This is a genomic window from Saccharothrix sp. NRRL B-16348, assembly GCF_001280085.1.
GTDB lineage: Bacteria > Actinomycetota > Actinomycetes > Mycobacteriales > Pseudonocardiaceae > Actinosynnema.
This window is the reverse complement of the sequence record NZ_LGED01000244.1, coordinates 123111-140627: the sequence shown is the minus strand read 5'-3', so window position 1 is coordinate 140627 and position 17517 is coordinate 123111. Positions and strand designations below refer to the sequence as shown.

Genomic DNA, 17517 nt, shown 5'->3' with positions numbered 1-17517 from the left:
AGGTGGGTTCTACGGTTGGGGGAGGGGGCCGTGGGCGGCTTGCCAGCGGGACTGGTGGGTGGCGGCTTCGGCGGCGGCCACGGCTTCGGCGGACGGGGGGAGCGGTTCGGCGCACCAGGCGCGCAGGACGGTGGCCATCTCGGTGACGAAACGGGTGCCGGTCGGGGTCAGCTCGTCGCCCGCCAGCAGGGCTTCGGCGGTGATCAGGGCCGCTGAACGCCAGCGCGCGTACTCGACCCGCGCGGCCGGGCCGGTGCGGGCACGCCAGAAGCCCGCCACGCCCAGGTGCGCGTAGGTGCCGTGCAGCAGACCGGCCGCCGGCCGCGGGTCTTCCCGCCACGGCGCGTAGTACAGGGCGTCACTGCCGGGCTTGACCAGCGCGAACAGGTCCATCAACGCCACCAGCTTGCTGTGCTGCGCCTCGTGCGCCAGCGTCACGGCCAACGTCTCCGCGTCCGGCGTCGGCGACAGGAACACGCACCCGAACGCGTCGGCCACGGTCGCGCTGCTCGTCCCGGAAGCCGACGACGGCATGGGCGTCAGCACCGACACGACCTCGGCGAACTCCGCGGCCAGGTCGGGGTGGTCGCGCGTGAGCAGGTCCCAGGCGGCGCGAACCGCGGCACGCCACCGCGGCACGTCGACCGAAGCGGCCACCGGCAGCTCGTCCGGCACACCGCCGCCGGCCCACAGGTCCACCTGGAGCGACAGCCCGTCCAGGTGGATCTCCGGCAACGGCTCGTAAGCCAACCCCGGCCCCACCACCACACCCAACGACGGCAGCGAGAACACCTCCACCGGCGGGAAGTCCAGGTCCACCGCCACACCGGCCCGCACCGCCGCCGCGGCCGCCGTGAACGCCAGCTCCGCCGGCCGCGCCACGTCACCCCGGCGCACCGCCAACGCGGTCCGCGTCGCCCAGGCGCCGACGGACGGGTGGTCCAGCACCCGGTCCACCGCCTCCGGCGCCACCCGCGCCGCCTCACGCAGCAGCGCGAACGCGTCCCGCGCCGCCGGATCCGCCGCGATGGACCTGATCAGCAGCAACGTCCGGCTGCGCCGCGCCAGCCGCAACGTGCGCACCGCCGCACCGCCCCCGCCGCGCGCGAGCGCGGTGAAGTCCGCGGCGGAAACCCGGAACGGCCCGACCGTCACGCCAGCGCCGCCAGGTCCGCCGCCACGCGCGACCGCACGTGCCCGATCAGCCGCACCAGGTCCGGGCAGTACACCGAGGGCCGGTCGAACCCGGCGCCCTCCAGGAACCGGTGCGCCCGCAGCCCGCCGCCGCACGCCGACACCACCGGGCACCGACGGCACTCGGCGGACAACCCGGCCAACCCCGCACGCCCGGCGCGCACGTCCGGCAGGTCCAACGCCGCGTCGAACGGGTCGCGCGCCACGTGCAGCCCGGTCGCCGAGGCCTCCGGCGACGACGACGCCAGGATGTCCGACGCCTCGATCGTGCCGTCGGTCTCCACCACCACCTGGGCCGACGGGCTCAACCCGATCCCCTCCACCCCGGAACGCCCGCCCAGCAGCACCGCCAGCAACTCCTCGAACAGCCGCACGCGCGTCACCGGCCGGTCGTACCAGACGTCGAACACGGCGATCAGCCACTCCGCGTACGGCGTCGGGACCGGGTCCGGCACACGTCCCGGCGGCGGCGTGGACCAGTTGCCGTGCGGCAGCAGGAAATCCACCGCGGGCGGCGAGAATTCCAGCAACGACTCGTAGACGCGCACCGGGTCTTCCTCCACGTCCACCACGCACAGCAGACCGCCGTACACCGCCGGGGACGCGCGCAGTGACGTCAACGCCGCCCGCACCGCCGCCCAACTGCCGCTGCCGTCCGGCCGAACGCGGTGCCGGTCGTGCGCTTCCGGTGTGCCGTCCACGCTCACGCCGACCCGCACACCGCGCGCGGAGAACAGCTCCAGGAATTCGCGGTCGAGCAATGTCGCGTTCGTCTGCACGGTGAACCGAACCGGCACGGGCACCACCGAGCGGAACCGCGTGATCAGCGACTCGATCGCGGCACGTCCGGCGAGCAGCGGCTCACCGCCGTGCAACACCACTTCCACTTCGGCCAACCCGTGCCCGCGCACGTGTTCCGCCACCCGTTCGGCGGTGTGCGCGACGATCTCCGGCGACATCACCCGCGGCCGGGAACGCCACCGCTGGTCGGCCAGTTCGTAGACGTAGCAGTAGTCGCACGCCAGGTTGCACCTGCTGTGCACCTTGAGCACGAACTGGCGGAACGGCAACCCATTCCCCGAGTTCACCGTCCCCACCCCCCGGATATTCCGGCCACACCACAAGCAATCGAGATCCCACAAGCAATCAAACACAGCGCGCCGCCCGCTACCTCCGCCAATCGGAGGATTCCCGACGGTGACCGTTGTCGTTCACTACGATGGGAAGTGCGCCGTCGGCGTCGCCGGCAATCGGGCGCCTGCGGTGAAACCCGCAGCATTGCGGTGAGGGGGTACGTCGGACATGACTTCCGAACCCGTCCTGGAGTCCGAACTCCTGGACGTCACAGGCGTGGACCTGGCCCGGTTGGCGGAACTGCCGGACACCGCGCTGCGCGCCGCGCTGCACCGGATCCTCGCGGAGAACGCCGAGCTGCCCAACCGGTTCGCGGCCTTCGAGAGCTCCTTGTGACTGCTGCCATTCGGGTGAAACGCGGCTGAGTCGCGGGCGCGCGGCCCGCGTTACCGGTATTCCCAAGTCCCCCCGCCGCTCTGGAGCAGCAGATGAGCACCCCGCGCACGACACCCGGCCCGACCGGGGTCACCGCCTTCCTGTCGGCGACCGGCGGCACCGGTCGCACCAGCGCGGTGGCGAACCTGGCGTGGACGTTGGCCGCGGCCGGGCAACGGGTCCTGGTCGTCGACTGGGGCTCGGAGGTGCCGCGGGTGCGCGAGTACCTGGAGCCGTTCCTGGTGGCCCGGCTCGGCCTGCCGGACGCGTTGGGCCGCGGGCTGCTGGCCGCGTACCGGGCGGACCCGCTGCGCGAGGACGACCCGGCGCCCGTCGTGGAGCGGTTCGCGCCGCCCGCGGGCGACGTCACCGTTCCCGGGCACATCGACGTGGTGTCGCCGATGCCGACCGACGCGGCGGGCCGGCCGCAGCCCGAGACCAGGCACGGTGACGCGGGCGCGATCGCCGAGCTGCGCGCGCGGCTGACCGAGTCCGACTACGACCAGGTGCTGATCGACGCGCCGACCGGCGCGGGCGACGAGTCGCTGACGCTGATCGCGACGCTGTGCGAGCTGGCCGTGGTGTGCTTCCGGCCGCGTCCCCGGGCGATAGCGGACGCGGCGGACCTGGCCGCGCGGCTGCGCAAGCGCGCGCCGATCCGGATCGACGTGGTGCCGGTGGCGACGTTGTTCGACGACGCCGACGAGCAGTCGCGGGCGCAGCGCATCCGGTCCGCGATCCGCGCCGCGTTCGCCGAACTGCTGGCCGGGCAGGCGAAACGGGTGCCGGACGGCGGCACGATCGAGATCCCGTACCGCCCGTTCGACGCGTTCGACCCGCTGCTGGCGATCCTGGTGGAGGAGCCGACGAGCGGCGGCGCGCTGGAAGCCCAGTACGGCAGGCTGGCCGCGGCGGTCACGGGCGACGCGGTCACCGAGGTGGTGCCGGTGTCGCCGGTGCTGCGCGCCCGCTACCGGCGGGTGTTCGGGTTGACGTCGACGACCGAGCCGGACCGCGTGGTCGTCGTGTACGCGCCGCGCGACCGGGCGTGGGCGGACTGGGTGCGCGGCCAGTTGGAGCGCGCGGGCGCGCAGGTGCGCCGCCTGTCCGACGCGCGTGAGTGGTTCGAGTCCGACGTGCCGCCGGGCGTGCTGATCCTGTCGTCGCCGCACCTCGGCCCGGTGGAGCTGCCCGCCCTGCCGCTGACGGTGCTGCGGCTGCGGTTGTCCGAGGACGGCCCCGCGGACGGCGGGCTCGACGTGCACGAGCACACGCCGGAGACGTTGAGCGCCCGGCTGCTCGGCCACTTCGGCCTGATCGACCGGCCCGGCACGGTGCACGAGCCGGGGATGCGGGTGCCGGGCAGCGACCCGGCCGTGTTCGACCTGCCGCCGCGGCACCCCGGTTTCGTGGGCCGCGACGAGGACCTGGAGGCGTTGCGCGACGAGTTCGCGGCGGCCGGCGACGGGCGGGCGGTGGTCACCGTCAACGGTGTGCCGGGCGTCGGCAAGAGCGAGCTGGCGCTGGAGTACGCCTACCGGTTCTCGTCGGACTACGCGGCGGTGTGGTGGCTGACCGCGCACGACCGGCAGTCGGTGCTGACCGGCCTGGCCGAGCTGGCGGTCCGGCTGCGCCAGCCGGGCTCGACCGACTACGGCACGCTGTCCGCGCTGGAGCGGCTGTCGAACGACCCGGCGTACGCGCGGTTCCTGCTGGTCTACGACAACGCCGACGACCCGGACGTGCTCACCGACCTGATGCCGGCCGGCGCCACCGGGCACGTGCTGATCACCTCGGCGCCGTCGGCCGGGCAGACCGTCGAGCTGGTGCCGATGCGCGCCGAGGACAGCGTGCGCCTGCTGCTGGACCGGGTGCCGGGGCTGACCGCGGAGGACGCCGGTCGGGTCGCGGCCGCGGTCGACCACCTGCCGCTGGCGCTGGACCTGGCGTCGTCGTGGCTCGGCGAGACGGCGCGGACCGAGGTCGGCGCGGGCTCCCGGGACGTCGACGCCGCCACCTGGGCCACGCGCACCTTCTTCGAACGCCTCGGCCAGTCCGAGATGGACGGTGTGGCGCGGGTCGTCGACGTCGCGGTGGACGCGTTGCGGGACAACGCGACCGGCCGGTTGGCGGTGCTGGTCGCGGAGCTGTCCGCGTTCCTGTCGCCGGAGGGCGCGGACCTGGGCCTGGTGCGCTCGCCCGCGTTCCTCGGCCGGGTGATCGCGGCGGGCGGCGTGGACGCGGAGCCGTTGGAGCTGGACGCCGCCGAGATCGACCGGGTGCTCTGGTACGGCGCGCGGTACGGGCTGTTCCGCGTCGACTGGGGCGACCAGTACTCGGTGCGCCTGCACCGCGTGGTGCAGCGCGCGCTGCGCGAACGCATGTCGCCCACCGAGCGGGAGGAACGGCAGGCCGACGTGCTGCGCGCGCTGGCCGCGTTGGCGCCCACGGAGGTGGAGGACAAGTCGCCGACCCGGCACGCCCGGTTCGCCGAGCTGCAGAAGCACGTCATCCCGTCCGGCGCGCTGGGCAGCGGCGACCCGAAGGTGCGCCGCTGGCTGGTCAACCAGGTGCGGTTCCTGTTCACCGACGGCGGCGCGGGCGTGCGCCGGGCCGCGCTGGAACCGGGCCGCGCCCTGCTGGACGCGTGGACCCGGCGGTTCGGCCCGGCCGACCCGCTGCGCAACCGGCTGGCCACCGAGCTGGCGAACGTGCACCGCGTGCTCGGCGACCCGACCGAGGCGCTGCGGCTGGACGACCTGGCGCTGGCCCAGCAGCGGCGCGCGCTGGACCTCACCCACCCGCGCCCGTTGATCACGGCGCGGGGCCGCGGCGGCGATCTCCGCGGCCTCGGCCTGTTCTCCGAGGCGTTGGCCGAGGACCAGGCCACCTGGGAGAGCCTGCGCTCGGTGCTCGGCGAGGACCACCCGGACACCCGCCGCGCGGCGAACAACCTGGCGGCCTCGATGTTCCTGTCCGGTGACGCGGCGGGCGCGCTCGCGCTGGAGGAGGACAACTACCGCAGGCGGCGCCGGCTGTTCGGCACGGGCGACGCGCGCACCTGGGCGACCCTCGCGCAGATCGGGCTGTACCAGCGGGAACTGGGCCGCTACCCGGAGGCGCTCGACTCGCTGCTGTACGCGTCGCAGCAGCTGCAGGCGCTGCGGCACGAGCTGAACCAGGTGCAGATCGGCGTGCAGTGGAACCGCGCCATCGCGCTGCGCCTGGTGGGGCGGGCCAAGGAGGCCAAGGAACGCACCGGCAAGGCGTTGCGGGACTACCGCGAGGTCCTCGGCCCGCACCACCCGTACACGCTGGGCTGCGCGTTGAGCTTCGCCGCCGACCACCGCCGCGTCGGCGTCGACCCGGAGCTGGCCGTCGAACTCGCGCGCACCGCGCTGAACGGCTTCCAGCAGCACGTCGGGCTGCGCGACGACCACCCGTTCGTGGCGCTGTGCAAGCTGGGCCTGGGGTTGGCGCTGCGCGCGGCGGGCGACCCGGTCGGCGCGGTGAGCCAGGTGGAGGCCGCGACGCGGACGTTGCGCGCACGGCTCGGCGACACGCACCCGTGGACGCTGGCGGCGGCCGTCGACGAGGCGCGGGTGCACGCCGGTGCCGGTGACGCGGACCGGGCCGCCGAACTGATCGCCGAGGCGCACACGGACTGCCTGGAGTTCCTGGGGCACGATCACCCGCACACCGCCGCGGCGGCGCACAACCTGCGGCTCGCGGCGCACCCGACCGACCAGGACTGGTGGGAGTGCGATGTCGACGTCCCGCACACCTGAGCGCGCAGGAAGGACCGGCGTGGAGCTGCACGAGGAGCAGGCCGAGCACGTCGGCCCGGAGTTCGACCTGGCCAAGCGGGCGTGCCGCGAGGCGATCGCGGGGACACCCGCGCTGCACTACCTCGCGCACTACAGCAGCGGCGTGTTCGACTTCGGCATCGACGCCCTCGGCGATCCTCCGCCCGCGCCGGACGCGCTGCCCGGCGGCACCCGCCGCGAAGAGCTCAAGCGGCTGGGCAGGCACCTCACGTTCCAGGTCGCCACGCTGGACCGGGCGTTGCAGGAGGTGCGCACGGGCCGGCTGATCCGCACCGTGCTGCACACCGAGGAAGGCGCGCTGTTCTGCGACTCCGTCGTGCCGACCGAGCACGTCGTCGGCCTGGTGCTGGACCACGCGGGCGCGGGCCGGCTGTTCGGCCACCCCGCCGTGGACGAGGCGGACCGGGCGGTGGCCGGGCTCGCCACCCGGCTGCGCTCCCAGCTCAGCCTCGGCTCGCTCAACCCCGGCGGGTGGGAGAGCGCGACGCACGTCGCGCCGCTGCCGACGGGCGAGGACGTGAGCGCGCACGTGACGGTGGGGGAGGACGTGAGCGCGCACGTGACGGCGGGGGAGGGGCCGCTGACCGCGTGCCTGGCGGCCGTGCGGGCGCAGGACCTGCACCTGGTCGCGCACGTCGTCGTCGGCGAGGTGCGGGCGATGGTCGACTGCCTGGACGACCCGTCGCTGGCGCCGTTCTTCAAGCAGGTCACGGTGGACGCGCGGCGCCGGTTCTACCACGGGTTCGTGCAGGAGCTCGGCGCGTTGACGACGAAGCTGAACCGGGCCGTGAGCCCCGTGGTCGGCGGGCTGATGGCCCGGCTCGTGCTCGACGTCGAGATGGGCGCGATCTACTACTACCGGTTGCGCGCCGGTGAATACCTGGTCGGCCTGACGATCGACCAGGCACGGGTGCGGGCGGCGGATGATCGAATGTCCGCTTTGGCGGAAGAACTCACTCCAATCGGTCCTTGAACGCTCATCCACCCGTGCCTACCGTGGAATGGTGACGCCCGTGATCCGTTCGGCCGCGCTCCTCTCGGCCCTTGCCGCGGGCTGGCTCGTGGCTTGGCAGTTCGGGCTCCGCGAGGTCGACCGATCACCGGTGTACGGGTTTTTCATCACCGCGTTGCTCGGATTCGGTTTGTACGCGAGCACCAGCGGGATCGTGATCGCGGAATTCCGCAGGCAACTCCGCACAGTGGTCATCGCGGTCACTCTCGGTGTGCTCGCGAAAGTGGCGCTGATCTTCGGCGTGATGTTCTTCGCGTTCCGCGACCCGGCCTACCTGATCCTCGCGGTGGCGGTGGCGCAGATCGACCCGCTGTCGGTCGCCGCGATGCACGCGAAGTCGCGGATGTCGGACTCGGCGAAGGCGCTGCTGTCGGCGTGGGCGTCGTTCGACGACCCGATCACCGTGCTGCTGACGGTGTACATCACCGCGTTCGCGCTGCGGGGCGGCGCGGTCGGCGGCGTGGGGACGTTCGCGGTCAACCTGGTGCTGAACCTGGCGTTGGCGGGGGTGGCGTTCGCGCTGTGGGCGCTGGTGCGCGGGCGGGTGCGGCGGGCCGAGGCCGGTGGCCGCGCGACCCGGTACGCGGTGCGCGCGGTGATGGTGGTGGCGGTGCTGGCCGTCGGGTTCGTCGCGGTGCAGTACTCGTTGCTGCTGGCGTTGGCGCTGCTGGGCCTGTTCTTCCGGCCGAACCTCGGCCGGTGGGTGGACGGGTTGGCGCAGGCGGGTATGTTCGCGGCCATCGCCGCGGTCGGGTTGGTGCTGGCCGCCGAGTTCAGCTGGGTGCTGGCCGGTGTCGGCGCTGTGCTCGGCGCGGCGGCGTTCGGCGCGCAGGCCGTGGTGGCGTTCGCGCTGACGGTGCCGAAGCGGTGGCGCGGCGACCGGGTGCGGCTCGCGCTGGGCCAGCAGAACGGGCTGACCGCGATCATCCTGGCGCTGCTGCTGGAACCGACGTTCCCGGGCGCCATCGCCGTGGTGGCGCCGGCCGTCGTCGTGGTGAACCTGCTGCACGCCGTCGCGAACGGCGTCTACGACCGCGTGGCGCCGGCCCGCCCGGCGCCCGTGCCGGTGCCTGTGCCGCCGCGCGGACCGAAGCGCGTGCCGCGCGTGCCGCTCAACCCCGTGCCGCAGCCGACTCCCGCCTACCGGGTGAAGCCCACGCCCTGAGCGGTCACGCCGGGGACGAGCGGAAGACGGCGCGGCGCACGCGGGGGCTCAGGTTGCGCAACGCCTCGTGCACGCGGGTGCGGCGCGAACCCTGGCTCACCTCGGCCACCAGGCCGCTCGCCCGCGCCGACCACGGCGGCAGCTTGTACAGCGGGTCGAGCAGGAACAGCGGCAGGAACTCCACGATCCCGTCGTAGATGCCGCACAGCTCCTCCAGCCGGTCCTGCGCGTCGGCGTCCTCGGCCGACTGGTACCACTGCGACACCGCGGCCCGGAACGCCTGCACGGCCTTCTGCATGAACACCGCCTGCGCCGCGGCCTGCGTGAACTCCGGCGTCCGCAGCCGCCGGTGCACGGCCTCCTGGGTGGCCGTCGGCGCGTGGTCGAACGCCTCCTCGAACATCACGTCGACCTGCGTCAGGTCCTCCAACGCGTCCACCGCGTCCCGGAACAGCCGCTCCACCTCGCCGGGCAGCCTGCTCGCCGACGCCTCCGCCGGTCGGCCCGGCGTGCCCGCCGCCAACGCGCCGAGCTGCCGCTGGATCGCGCCGAGCTGCCGGTCCGACGACGCCCGCACCCCGTCCATGTGCTCGACCAGGTGCTCGATGAACCCGTAGATGCTCGACTGCTGCTTGGACAGCTGGCCCATCTGCCACCGCAGCGCCGACAACGGGTCCGCGTCGCCGCTCAGCCGCCGTCCCGTCGCGGTCACCAGCGCCTTGAAGTCGTCGGCGAACGTCCGGTCGACGTACACCAGCGGCTCGCGGCCGAGCAGTTCCCGCAACTGGATCGCCACGCCGTCCGCCACCACGCCGTTGACCAGCAGGATCAGCTCGGCGTCCGGCTCGGCCTCGCGCACCGCCGAGATCCGCCGCCGCACCACGCCGAGGTCCGCGTTCTCCAGCAGCGACCGGGTGATCAGCACGGCGCAGCCGGTCGCGTGCTCCGGGAACGTGACCCAGAAGTCCGCCAGCGAGTCCTCGGCCACGCCGAGCAGGTGCCGGTGCAGGTAGTCCAGGCCGTTGGCGTCGAGCAGCCGCCGCACCACGCCGTCGATGTCGTCCGAGCTCAACGACCCGAACAGGTCGCGGGCCGCCTGCCGCACCATGTCCTCGGTGACGGTGAACTCGTGGCCGGGCGTGCGGGACAGGTCGTCGGCCATCCGGAACACCCGGTGGCACAGCCGGATCACGTTGCGCGCGTTGCCCCGGGCGATGTCCCGCAGGTACCGCGTGGTGTCGACGGTGAACGGCGCCAGCTGCCGCGTGCCGAACACCTGCTCCTGCGCCAGCTCGACGAACTCGCGCACCTCGCCCTGGCTGAGCCCCGACATCACCACCGTGTACGGGATGCGCTGCCGCACCGCCTGCGGCAGCACGGACTTGAAGTCCGGCAGCCCGCACAGCACCAGGCACGCCCCGGCCTTGGCGAACACCTGCAGCAACGTCTGGAACGCGGCCATGGTCCGGGCGTGCGGGCGGCTGTCGGCGGAGAAGATCTTGTCCAGCTCGTCGATCGCCAGCACGAACCGCCGCTGCCTGCCGCCGAACAGCAGGGCGAACACGCCCATCGCCTCCAGCGCGGCCACCTCGGTGTCGATCGGCGTGTCGATGCCGCGTTCCACCAGCACCTGGTCCGGCGCGCCGCCGAGCAGCCACGACCACACCGAGTGCTCGAACCCCGGCCGCAGCAGCAGGGTGAGCGCGGTGCCGAAGTCCTTGTTGTTGGTCACCTCGCGCAGCGTGTCCTGGACCTTGCGCAGCAGCGCGCTCTCCATCAGGCCCAGCCGTTCGACGACCTCCTGCGGCTCCAACTGCCTGCTGCCGAGCCACTCCAGCATGTCGCTGGTCAGGCCGCTGCTCTGCAACGAGTCCGCGACGATGTCCGCGTAGTACTCGCTGACCTGCGCGCGCACGCCCTCGCGGCCGAGCTTCTGCATGAACCGCCGGTACAGCTCGATGAAGCTCTCCGCGGTCGCGTCGAGGTACAGGGCGTGCGTCGGGTCGGCCAACGCCTGCCGGGCGTGCCGGACCAGCCGCACGGCCAGGTGCGTCTTGCCCGTGCCGTAGTCGCCGAGCACGGCCACGACGGTGCCGGTGCGGTCACGGCCGCCGCGCGCGGGTGGCGCGTCGAGGTAGGACTCGAGGTGCGCGAGCGCCTGCCGCGTCGCGTCGGTGGTGATCGCCACGTCCACCGCGTCGGGGTCGGCGTCGAAGTCCGTGATCCGGGCGACCGCCATCGGCGAGAAGGGGTTCTTCCGCGAGGGCGGGAGATCGCTGCGACCGCTCATGGCCCATTCACCGGTCCATTCCGGGACTTCGTGTTCAAGAACGCCCTGATGTCCTCGACGGTCACCAGATCGGCCTCGGTGTACCCTAGTCCCGTTTCACGTTTGTGTTCGTACGTGCCATGTAAGAATCTCTGCAGCATGGCGACCGATTGGCAGTGCTTGGCCACCAATTCGATCGCGTCATCACTCATCCGTGGATAAGTTCCCGCTTCCGCGTGACGCGCCAGGCGGTCTTCGGCGAATCGCTGGGCGTCACCGGTGTCGAGCGGACCGACGTGCAGGGCGATCGGCGGGACCCAGGTTTCCAGTTGGCGCACGACATCCGCCACCTCGTCCTTGCCCAGGTACGCGGATTCGGTCAGGAACAGCACTTTCGCGCTGTTCAACGTCCGGGCGTAGCGGATCACCTCGTCCACCAGCTCGTTCGGGCTCGGCAGCAGCACGACGAGCGCGACCTCCTCGCGCAGCGCCTGGCCGAGGCGCGGGAACACCCGGCGCGGCACGTCCCGGACGGCGGCCAGCCGGTCCTCGCTCTCCTGGCGCAGCGCGCCGTCGTCCACGAGCAGGTCGAACATCCGGTCGCACACCTCGGCGGTGCGCTGGTCGATGGACAGCTCCTGGTCGGTCGGCAGGCAGCCGGTCAGGTCGAGCACGACGCCGCGCATGTCCCGGCGCGCGAGCTCGCCGACGACCCAGTCCGCGCACCGGTTGACCAACGCCGTCTTGCCGCACCCGGACTCGCCGGTGACCAGCGCCAGGCGGCCGTACTCCAGCAGGACGCCCAGGTCGCCCATCTCCCGCCGGAACTGGTCGAAGGCGTCCTCCGTGCCGTCGACGGGCACGTAGTAGTCGCGGTGCGCCGGCCGGTGCCACGGCCGCAGCGGCCGCATCGGCGTGCTCTCCCACCCCGGCAGCGGGAACGGGTTGACGCGGTGCGCGGTCACCACGACCCCACCGATCCGGTGACGCGCGGCAGTGCGGCGGCTCGACCGGCCCGCCCGCCGTCCATGCCCACCCCCGTCGCCTCGCGGCGGTCTGGCGAAAGCTTCAGCCTACCGACGGAGAGTCGCACACGGGCACGGATCCGTTAACCGGCGCACCCCGTTCGGCCCAGACGCGTTGCTGCGGCCGGGAACGGGCGGAACGGTCGCGGTCGACGCTGTGGTGATCAGCCGCGGCGAACGGGCTCACCAGGGTGCGGGCGCGTAGTCCTTCAGGAAGCAGCCGTGCAGGTCCTCGCCCAGTTCGCCGCGCACGATCGGGTCGTACACCCTGGCCGCGCCGTCGACCAGGTCCAGCGGGGCGTGGAAGCCTTCGGCGGCCAGCCGCATCTTGGTGGGGTGCGGCCGTTCGTCGGTGATCCAGCCGGTGTCGACGGCGGTCATCAGGATGCCGTCGACGGTCAGCATCTCCTCCGCGCTGGTGCGGGTCAGCATGTTCAACGCGGCCTTGGCCATGTTCGTGTGCGGGTGGCCGGGCCCCTTGTAGGCGCGGCTGAACTGGCCCTCCATCGCCGACACGTTCACCACGTACTTGCGGCGCGCGGGGGAGGCGGCCATCGCCGGGCGCAGCCGGGAGATCAGGATGAACGGCGCGGTGCTGTTGCACAGCTGCACTTCCAGCAGCTCGACCGGGTCGACCTCGTCCACCCGCTGCACCCAGCTGTTGACCGCCGCCTCGTCGGGCACCAGGCCGCCCGCGTCGATCTCCTTGGACCCGGCGGTCAGCGCGAGCGCCGTCACGGCCGGGATGGTGTCGGCCAACGTGCCCGCCAACGCCACCGGGTGCGCCGACAGGGTGTGCCCGAACGTCACCAGCTCGGGCAGCGGGCCGGAGGGCAGCGCCGCCGACTCGGCCGCCACCAGCGGCGCGTAGGCGCCCGCCGACCGGCGCACGGTCTGCGCGGCGTTGTTGATCAGGATGTCCAGCGGCCCGGCCGCGGCCACCGAGTCGGCCAGCTGCACGACCTGCGCCGGGTCGCGCAGGTCGATGCCGACCACGCGGAGCCGGTGCAGCCAGTCGGCGCTGTCGGGCATGGACGCGAACCGGCGCACCGCGTCACGCGGGAACCGGGTGGTGATCGTGGTGTGCGCGCCGTCGCGCAGCAGCCGCAGCGCGATGTACATGCCGATCTTGGCCCGGCCGCCGGTGAGCAGGGCGCGCTTGCCGGTCAGGTCCGCGCTCTGGTCGCGCTTGGCCCGGTTCAGCGCCGCGCAGTCCGGGCACAGCTGGTGGTAGAACGCGTCGACCTCGGTGTACCTCTTCTTGCACGTGTAGCAGGACCGGGCGCGCAGCAACGTGCCCGCCCTCGCGCCGGGTTCCGGCTCGCGCAGCAGCAGGCCGCGGGTCTCGTCGTCGATGCGGGACGGCGAGCCGGTCGCGGTCGCCTCGATGACGGCGCGGTCGGCGGCCGTGACCGAGGCGCGGCGGTCGGCCTTGCGGCGCTTGCGGAGGTTCTTCCAGATGCCGGCGGTGGCCCGGCGGACGGCTACCGCGTCGGGGTGCTCGGTGTCCAGTTCGTCCACTTGGGCGAGCACCCTTAGGGCGATTTCCAGGTCAGCGGGGTCAATCGACACGTCCAGCACTCTACCTGCGGTGAAATCCGCCCCCGGACGGGTGAAATTCACGTGAGGCACCGCTAGGGTGCCCGGCATGCCTACAGCGGGTACCGGTCCCCGGGTGCGGCGACTGGCCCACCCCGACGCCGACATCCGGCCGCGCGCCCTCGGCCTGCCCCGCGGCCGCCCGGTCCTGGCGGTGTTCGGCTCGGCAGGCGCCTTGGACACCGAACTCGCCGCCGCCGTGCTCCCGGTGCTGCGTGCGGTGCTCGCGGCGGCGGCCAGAGCGGACGCGGTCGTGGTCACGGCGGGCGCCGACGTCGGCGTCACGCACCTGATCGGGTTGGCCGCCGAGTCGTTGGACGGCCGGTGGCCGCGGCTGGTCGGCGTCGCGCCGTCCGGCCGGGTGGCCGCGGAGGACGCGGAGCCCGCGGCGGGTGAGGTACGGCTCAACGTGAACCACGACACGGCGGTGCTCGTGCCGGGCTCGAAGTGGGGCGAGGAACTGCCCGCGCTGTTCCGCGCGGTGGACGCCGTGGCCGGGTCGAAGCGCCCGGCGCTCGCGCTGCTGATCGGCGGGGACGACCTGGCGCGGGCCGCGCTGGTGGACCACCTGGGCCGCGACCGGCCGCTGCTGGTGCTCGCCGGCACGGGAGGGTTGGCCGACGAGATCGCGGGCGGCAAGCGCCCGGCCACTCCCGCCCAGGCCGGCCTCACCACCGGCGCTCCAGCCGCCCGCCCCACCGCCCCGGGCACGACGGCCCCCGGCACCACGGCCCCGGGCACTGCTGCCTCGACCGCCGCCGTACCCGCCGCCACACCGGCCACTGCTACCCCCACCACCGGTTTCCCGGCCGCCGCTGCCCCCGCCACTCCCGATCCCGGCACTCCCGGCGGGGTGGCGGTCGGTGGGTCCGCCCAGGCCGATGCCGAGGTCGCGCGCGTCACGGGAGCCGCCGCCAAGGTCGCCGCCGCGGGGATCGCCGGGGTGAAGGGTGCCGCCGCCAAGGTCGCGGCTGTCGAGACCGGGGCTGTCGAGACCGGGGCTGTCGAGACCGGAGCTGTCGGGACCGGAGCGGTCGGGACCGGGAGCGTGCAGGGCCCCGCCGTCACCGATCCCGCCGCCGGCCCAGGCCCCACCCCGCGACCCGCTCCCACTCCGCGACCCGCTCCCGCGACCGGCCCCGCTCCCACTCCCACCCCGCGACCCGTTCCCGCCGAGCGCGACGACGACCTCGCCGTGCTGGTGCGCAGCGGCCAGGTCGCGGTGGTGCACCTGGACGAGGGAGCGGACAAGGTGACGGCCGTGTTGCGGCGGGTGTTGGGCAACCGGCCCGGCGCCAAGCTGCACGCCGACGTGCCGCCGCCCGCCGTGTGGCCGCGCGTGCGGTTCCGGGCGCCCGAGCCGCACCCCGTGATCGACCCCGGCTACGTGCTCGACTACCCGCTGCTCGCCGACGCGATCCACGAGGCCAACCACGTGGTGGCTCCCGTGCTGCACGAGTGCGAGGTCGCCGCCCTCCGGGCACGTGACCGCGCGCGCCTGCTGACGGTGCTGGCCATCGCCGCGGGCTTCGGCACCACGGTGTCCGCGGCGTCGCAGGTCTGGCTGCGGGACGTGCCGTGGCCCGGTGTGCTGCTGGCCGTGTCCGGCGCGGCGGCGGCGGTGCTCGCGGTCGTGGCGCGGACCGGCGAGGACCCCGACGCCCAGGTCCGGGCCGAGCAGTTGCGCGCCTTGTACTTCGACCACCTCGCCGCACCACCCGCCGTCGACGACGCCGAGCGCGCGGACCGCGCCCGCGAGTTGGCGACGGCCGTGGCGCGGCTCCGGCACGAATCGGTGAGCCGCACATGACCTCCGCCGGATCGTCGGCTTCGCCGACCGTGGTCCACGACCACCGCGAGCAGTTCGTCCGCGCCTACCTGCGCCACCGGGTCGGCGAACGGCTCGCCGGGTTCGAGCAGGCGCAGGCCCGCTACACCGCCGCACGCCGGTGGACCACGGGCCTGTGCGTGCTGCTGTTCACCGCCGCGGCGGCGTTGGGCGCGGTGGCCGTGGCCGACGACGGGCGGCGCGCGCTGTGGGCGTTCCTGGCCACGGTGGCGGCGGCGCTGGCCACGGCGATCACCGTCTACGAGGCCGCGTTCTCGTTCCGCGCGCTGTCCCGTCGTTCGGCGAACGGCGTGGCGTTGCTGCACCTGCTCCAAGCGCACGGCGCGCCCGAGGGCGAGGACGGCGTCAACGCGTTCCGCACCGAGGTGGAGAGCGTGCTCCGGCACGCGGACCGGTAGTCGGTCGGTGCGGGTTTCGCGTTCCCGAAGGACGAGCGGGTCGCGTCCGGAGCCGCCCGGCCGCCGGGGTTGCGCCTGCCCGTGCCCTCCGACCTGCGGCACGACCGGATCGGGTGCGCGCCGGCGGAGGTCGACGGGGAACGGGTGACCGAACTCGTCGTGCACGTGGGGCGAACGTGCGCGCTCCAGCGTGTGGCCGCCACGCACCTTGATCTATAGGTTCTGGCGGCAGGCCGTTCGGTGGCAGTGGGTTTCCGCCCCGACGTGCCGTGGCGATGACCTCCGGCGAAGGCGCCCGGGCGATCGCCGGTGGACAACGTCGGGTTCGGTCGGCGCCTGGGAGAGCACCGTGGGACGCGTGGAGCCTGCCGCCGTGGTGGGGCGGTAGCCGTGGAGTTGCGCCGACTCGACCCGGACGAGCTGGTCCGGGACGGCGGGCTGGTGGCCCGCAGGCTGATGCCGTGGCCGCTGGTGAACGCGCCGTTCGACGGCTCGTGGTGCGTGGTGCGGCCGGGTGCGGCGTCGAGCACGCACGGCCACCGGGAGCACGAGGTCTGGGTGGCCGTGTCCGGCGCGGCGGAGATCGTCACCGACGAGGGCCGGCTGCCGTTCGCGGCGGGCGACATCGTGCACTTCCGCCCGTACGAGGAGCACCAGCTCGTCAACGACGGCGAGGTCGACTTCCAGTTCTTCGCGGCCTGGTGGGACGTGGAGATGGCCGAGCGCTTCAGCGCACGCGACGAGGACGCGCGCTGAGTCGTCCGTCCGGCGGAACCACCGAACGACAGCCTCCGTCACAGTCGCGTATTTATTCGTGAAAGTTCAACGCGGCTGGGGGTCGGCGTGGAGTTTCGGATCCTGGGCCCGGTCGAGGTCCGGCGGGACGGCGCGGAGCCGACGGCGTTGCGGCGCAAGCCGAGCCAGGTCCTGGCCGTGCTGGCGGTGCACTGCGGCAGACGGGTGCCGGTCGACCGGCTGCTCGACCTGGTGTGGGGCGAAGACCTGCCGCCACGCGCCCGCAAGTCGCTCCAGGTGCACATCTCCGCGTTGCGCGGCGCGGGCGTGCCGGTGACGCACCAGGACGCGGGGTACGTGCTGCGGGCCGAACCGGACCAGGTGGACGCCCTGCGGTTCCGCGGCCTGACCGCGCGGGCCGCCGTCACCGCGGACCTCGACCACCGGCGCGACCTCTACACCAGGGCACTGGCCCTGTGGCGCGGCACGCCGTTGGCGGGCGCCGAGTCCGAACCGCTGCGCGCCTGGCTCTGCGCGCCGCTGGAGGCGCACTACCTGGCCACCCTCGAAGCGGCCATCGACACCGACCTGGCGCTGGGCAGGCACGCCCAGGCGGTGGAGGCGCTGACGCCGCTGGTGGCCGAGCACCCGTTCTCCGAGAACCTGCGCTACCAGCTCATGACGGCGCTGCTGGCGTGCGGCCGGCGGACCGAGGCGCTGCGCGTCTTCCAGGACGTCCGCCGCACGCTGGCCGACGAGCTCGGCGTGCCGCCCGGACCGCAGCTGCGCGAGCTGTACCGCGAAGCGCTGGGCGTTTAGGCGCCGCTTTACCGCACGTCGTTAGCTTCACCCCGCCGGCTACCCCGGCGACGAGAGGACTCCGGGCCGTGGGCCAGTGCTGGGCGGCACCAAGGTCCACGGCCCGGGACCCCGAC

13 protein-coding genes are annotated in these 17517 nt (G+C 73.7%); 8 read left to right on the top strand and 5 right to left on the bottom strand.

Going from position 1 to position 17517, the window contains the following annotated elements:
- Positions 1-9: 9 nt before the first annotated feature.
- The gene (locus ADK67_RS54895) at positions 10-1155 is read right to left on the bottom strand and encodes an HEXXH motif domain-containing protein (protein WP_053721721.1); all 1146 of its coding nucleotides are present in this window, start codon (positions 1153-1155) and stop codon (positions 10-12) included.
- The gene (locus ADK67_RS39680; RefSeq protein WP_197289832.1) at positions 1152-2282 is read right to left on the bottom strand and encodes an FxsB family cyclophane-forming radical SAM/SPASM peptide maturase; all 1131 of its coding nucleotides are present in this window, start codon (positions 2280-2282) and stop codon (positions 1152-1154) included. Before ADK67_RS39680 ends, ADK67_RS54895 begins: the two co-directional genes overlap by 4 nt.
- Before the next feature lie 214 nt (positions 2283-2496).
- Here ADK67_RS39680 and fxsA point away from each other — a divergent pair, with 214 nt between their 5' ends.
- From fxsA to ADK67_RS39665, 4 genes are all read left to right on the top strand, one after another.
- The gene (gene fxsA, locus ADK67_RS48415) at positions 2497-2664 is read left to right on the top strand and encodes an FxSxx-COOH cyclophane-containing RiPP peptide (protein ID WP_063797885.1); all 168 of its coding nucleotides are present in this window, start codon (positions 2497-2499) and stop codon (positions 2662-2664) included.
- Between the two features lie 92 nt (positions 2665-2756).
- On the top strand, positions 2757-6491 hold the full coding sequence (gene fxsT / locus ADK67_RS39675) for an FxSxx-COOH system tetratricopeptide repeat protein (protein WP_053721719.1): 3735 nt from the start codon (positions 2757-2759) through the stop codon (positions 6489-6491).
- Between the two features lie 19 nt (positions 6492-6510).
- Entirely contained in the window at positions 6511-7503 is a 993-nt protein-coding gene (locus ADK67_RS39670; RefSeq protein WP_053721718.1) for a hypothetical protein, read from the top strand.
- A 31-nt stretch (positions 7504-7534) separates the two neighbouring features.
- Positions 7535-8707, top strand: a complete 1173-nt coding sequence (locus ADK67_RS39665) for a hypothetical protein (protein ID WP_157621387.1) — start codon at positions 7535-7537, stop codon at positions 8705-8707.
- A 4-nt stretch (positions 8708-8711) separates the two neighbouring features.
- Here the strand turns inward: ADK67_RS39665 and ADK67_RS39660 are convergent, their stop codons facing one another.
- The 3 genes from ADK67_RS39660 to ADK67_RS39650 all read right to left on the bottom strand — a co-directional run bounded on the left by ADK67_RS39660 (position 8712) and on the right by ADK67_RS39650 (position 13573).
- The gene (locus tag ADK67_RS39660) at positions 8712-10997 is read right to left on the bottom strand and encodes a hypothetical protein (protein WP_063797884.1); all 2286 of its coding nucleotides are present in this window, start codon (positions 10995-10997) and stop codon (positions 8712-8714) included.
- A complete protein-coding gene (locus tag ADK67_RS39655; protein WP_157621385.1) occupies positions 10994-11941 on the bottom strand; it encodes a hypothetical protein in 948 nt (315 codons plus the stop codon). Before ADK67_RS39655 ends, ADK67_RS39660 begins: the two co-directional genes overlap by 4 nt.
- 243 nt (positions 11942-12184) lie before the next feature.
- Complete coding sequence (locus ADK67_RS39650) at positions 12185-13573, bottom strand: SDR family oxidoreductase (protein WP_053721766.1); 1389 nt, start codon at positions 13571-13573, stop codon at positions 12185-12187.
- A gap of 76 nt (positions 13574-13649) precedes the next feature.
- On the opposite strand from ADK67_RS39650, the gene ADK67_RS54220 reads away from it, so the two are divergent.
- From ADK67_RS54220 to ADK67_RS39625, 4 genes are all read left to right on the top strand, one after another.
- The gene (locus tag ADK67_RS54220) at positions 13650-15410 is read left to right on the top strand and encodes a hypothetical protein (RefSeq protein ID WP_231648579.1); all 1761 of its coding nucleotides are present in this window, start codon (positions 13650-13652) and stop codon (positions 15408-15410) included.
- Positions 15407-15847 carry a hypothetical protein gene (locus ADK67_RS39635; protein ID WP_053721714.1) on the top strand — a complete coding sequence of 147 codons (441 nt, stop codon included), beginning with the start codon at positions 15407-15409 and terminating at the stop codon, positions 15845-15847. The genes ADK67_RS54220 and ADK67_RS39635 overlap by 4 nt, the downstream gene beginning before the upstream one ends.
- 390 nt (positions 15848-16237) lie before the next feature.
- Positions 16238-16603, top strand: a complete 366-nt coding sequence (locus ADK67_RS39630; RefSeq protein ID WP_053721713.1) for a cupin domain-containing protein — start codon at positions 16238-16240, stop codon at positions 16601-16603.
- Positions 16604-16690: 87 nt separating this feature from the next.
- Positions 16691-17401 (top strand): AfsR/SARP family transcriptional regulator, encoded by a 711-nt coding sequence (locus ADK67_RS39625; protein ID WP_053721712.1) that lies wholly within the window; start codon positions 16691-16693, stop codon positions 17399-17401.
- Positions 17402-17517: the final 116 nt, after the last annotated feature.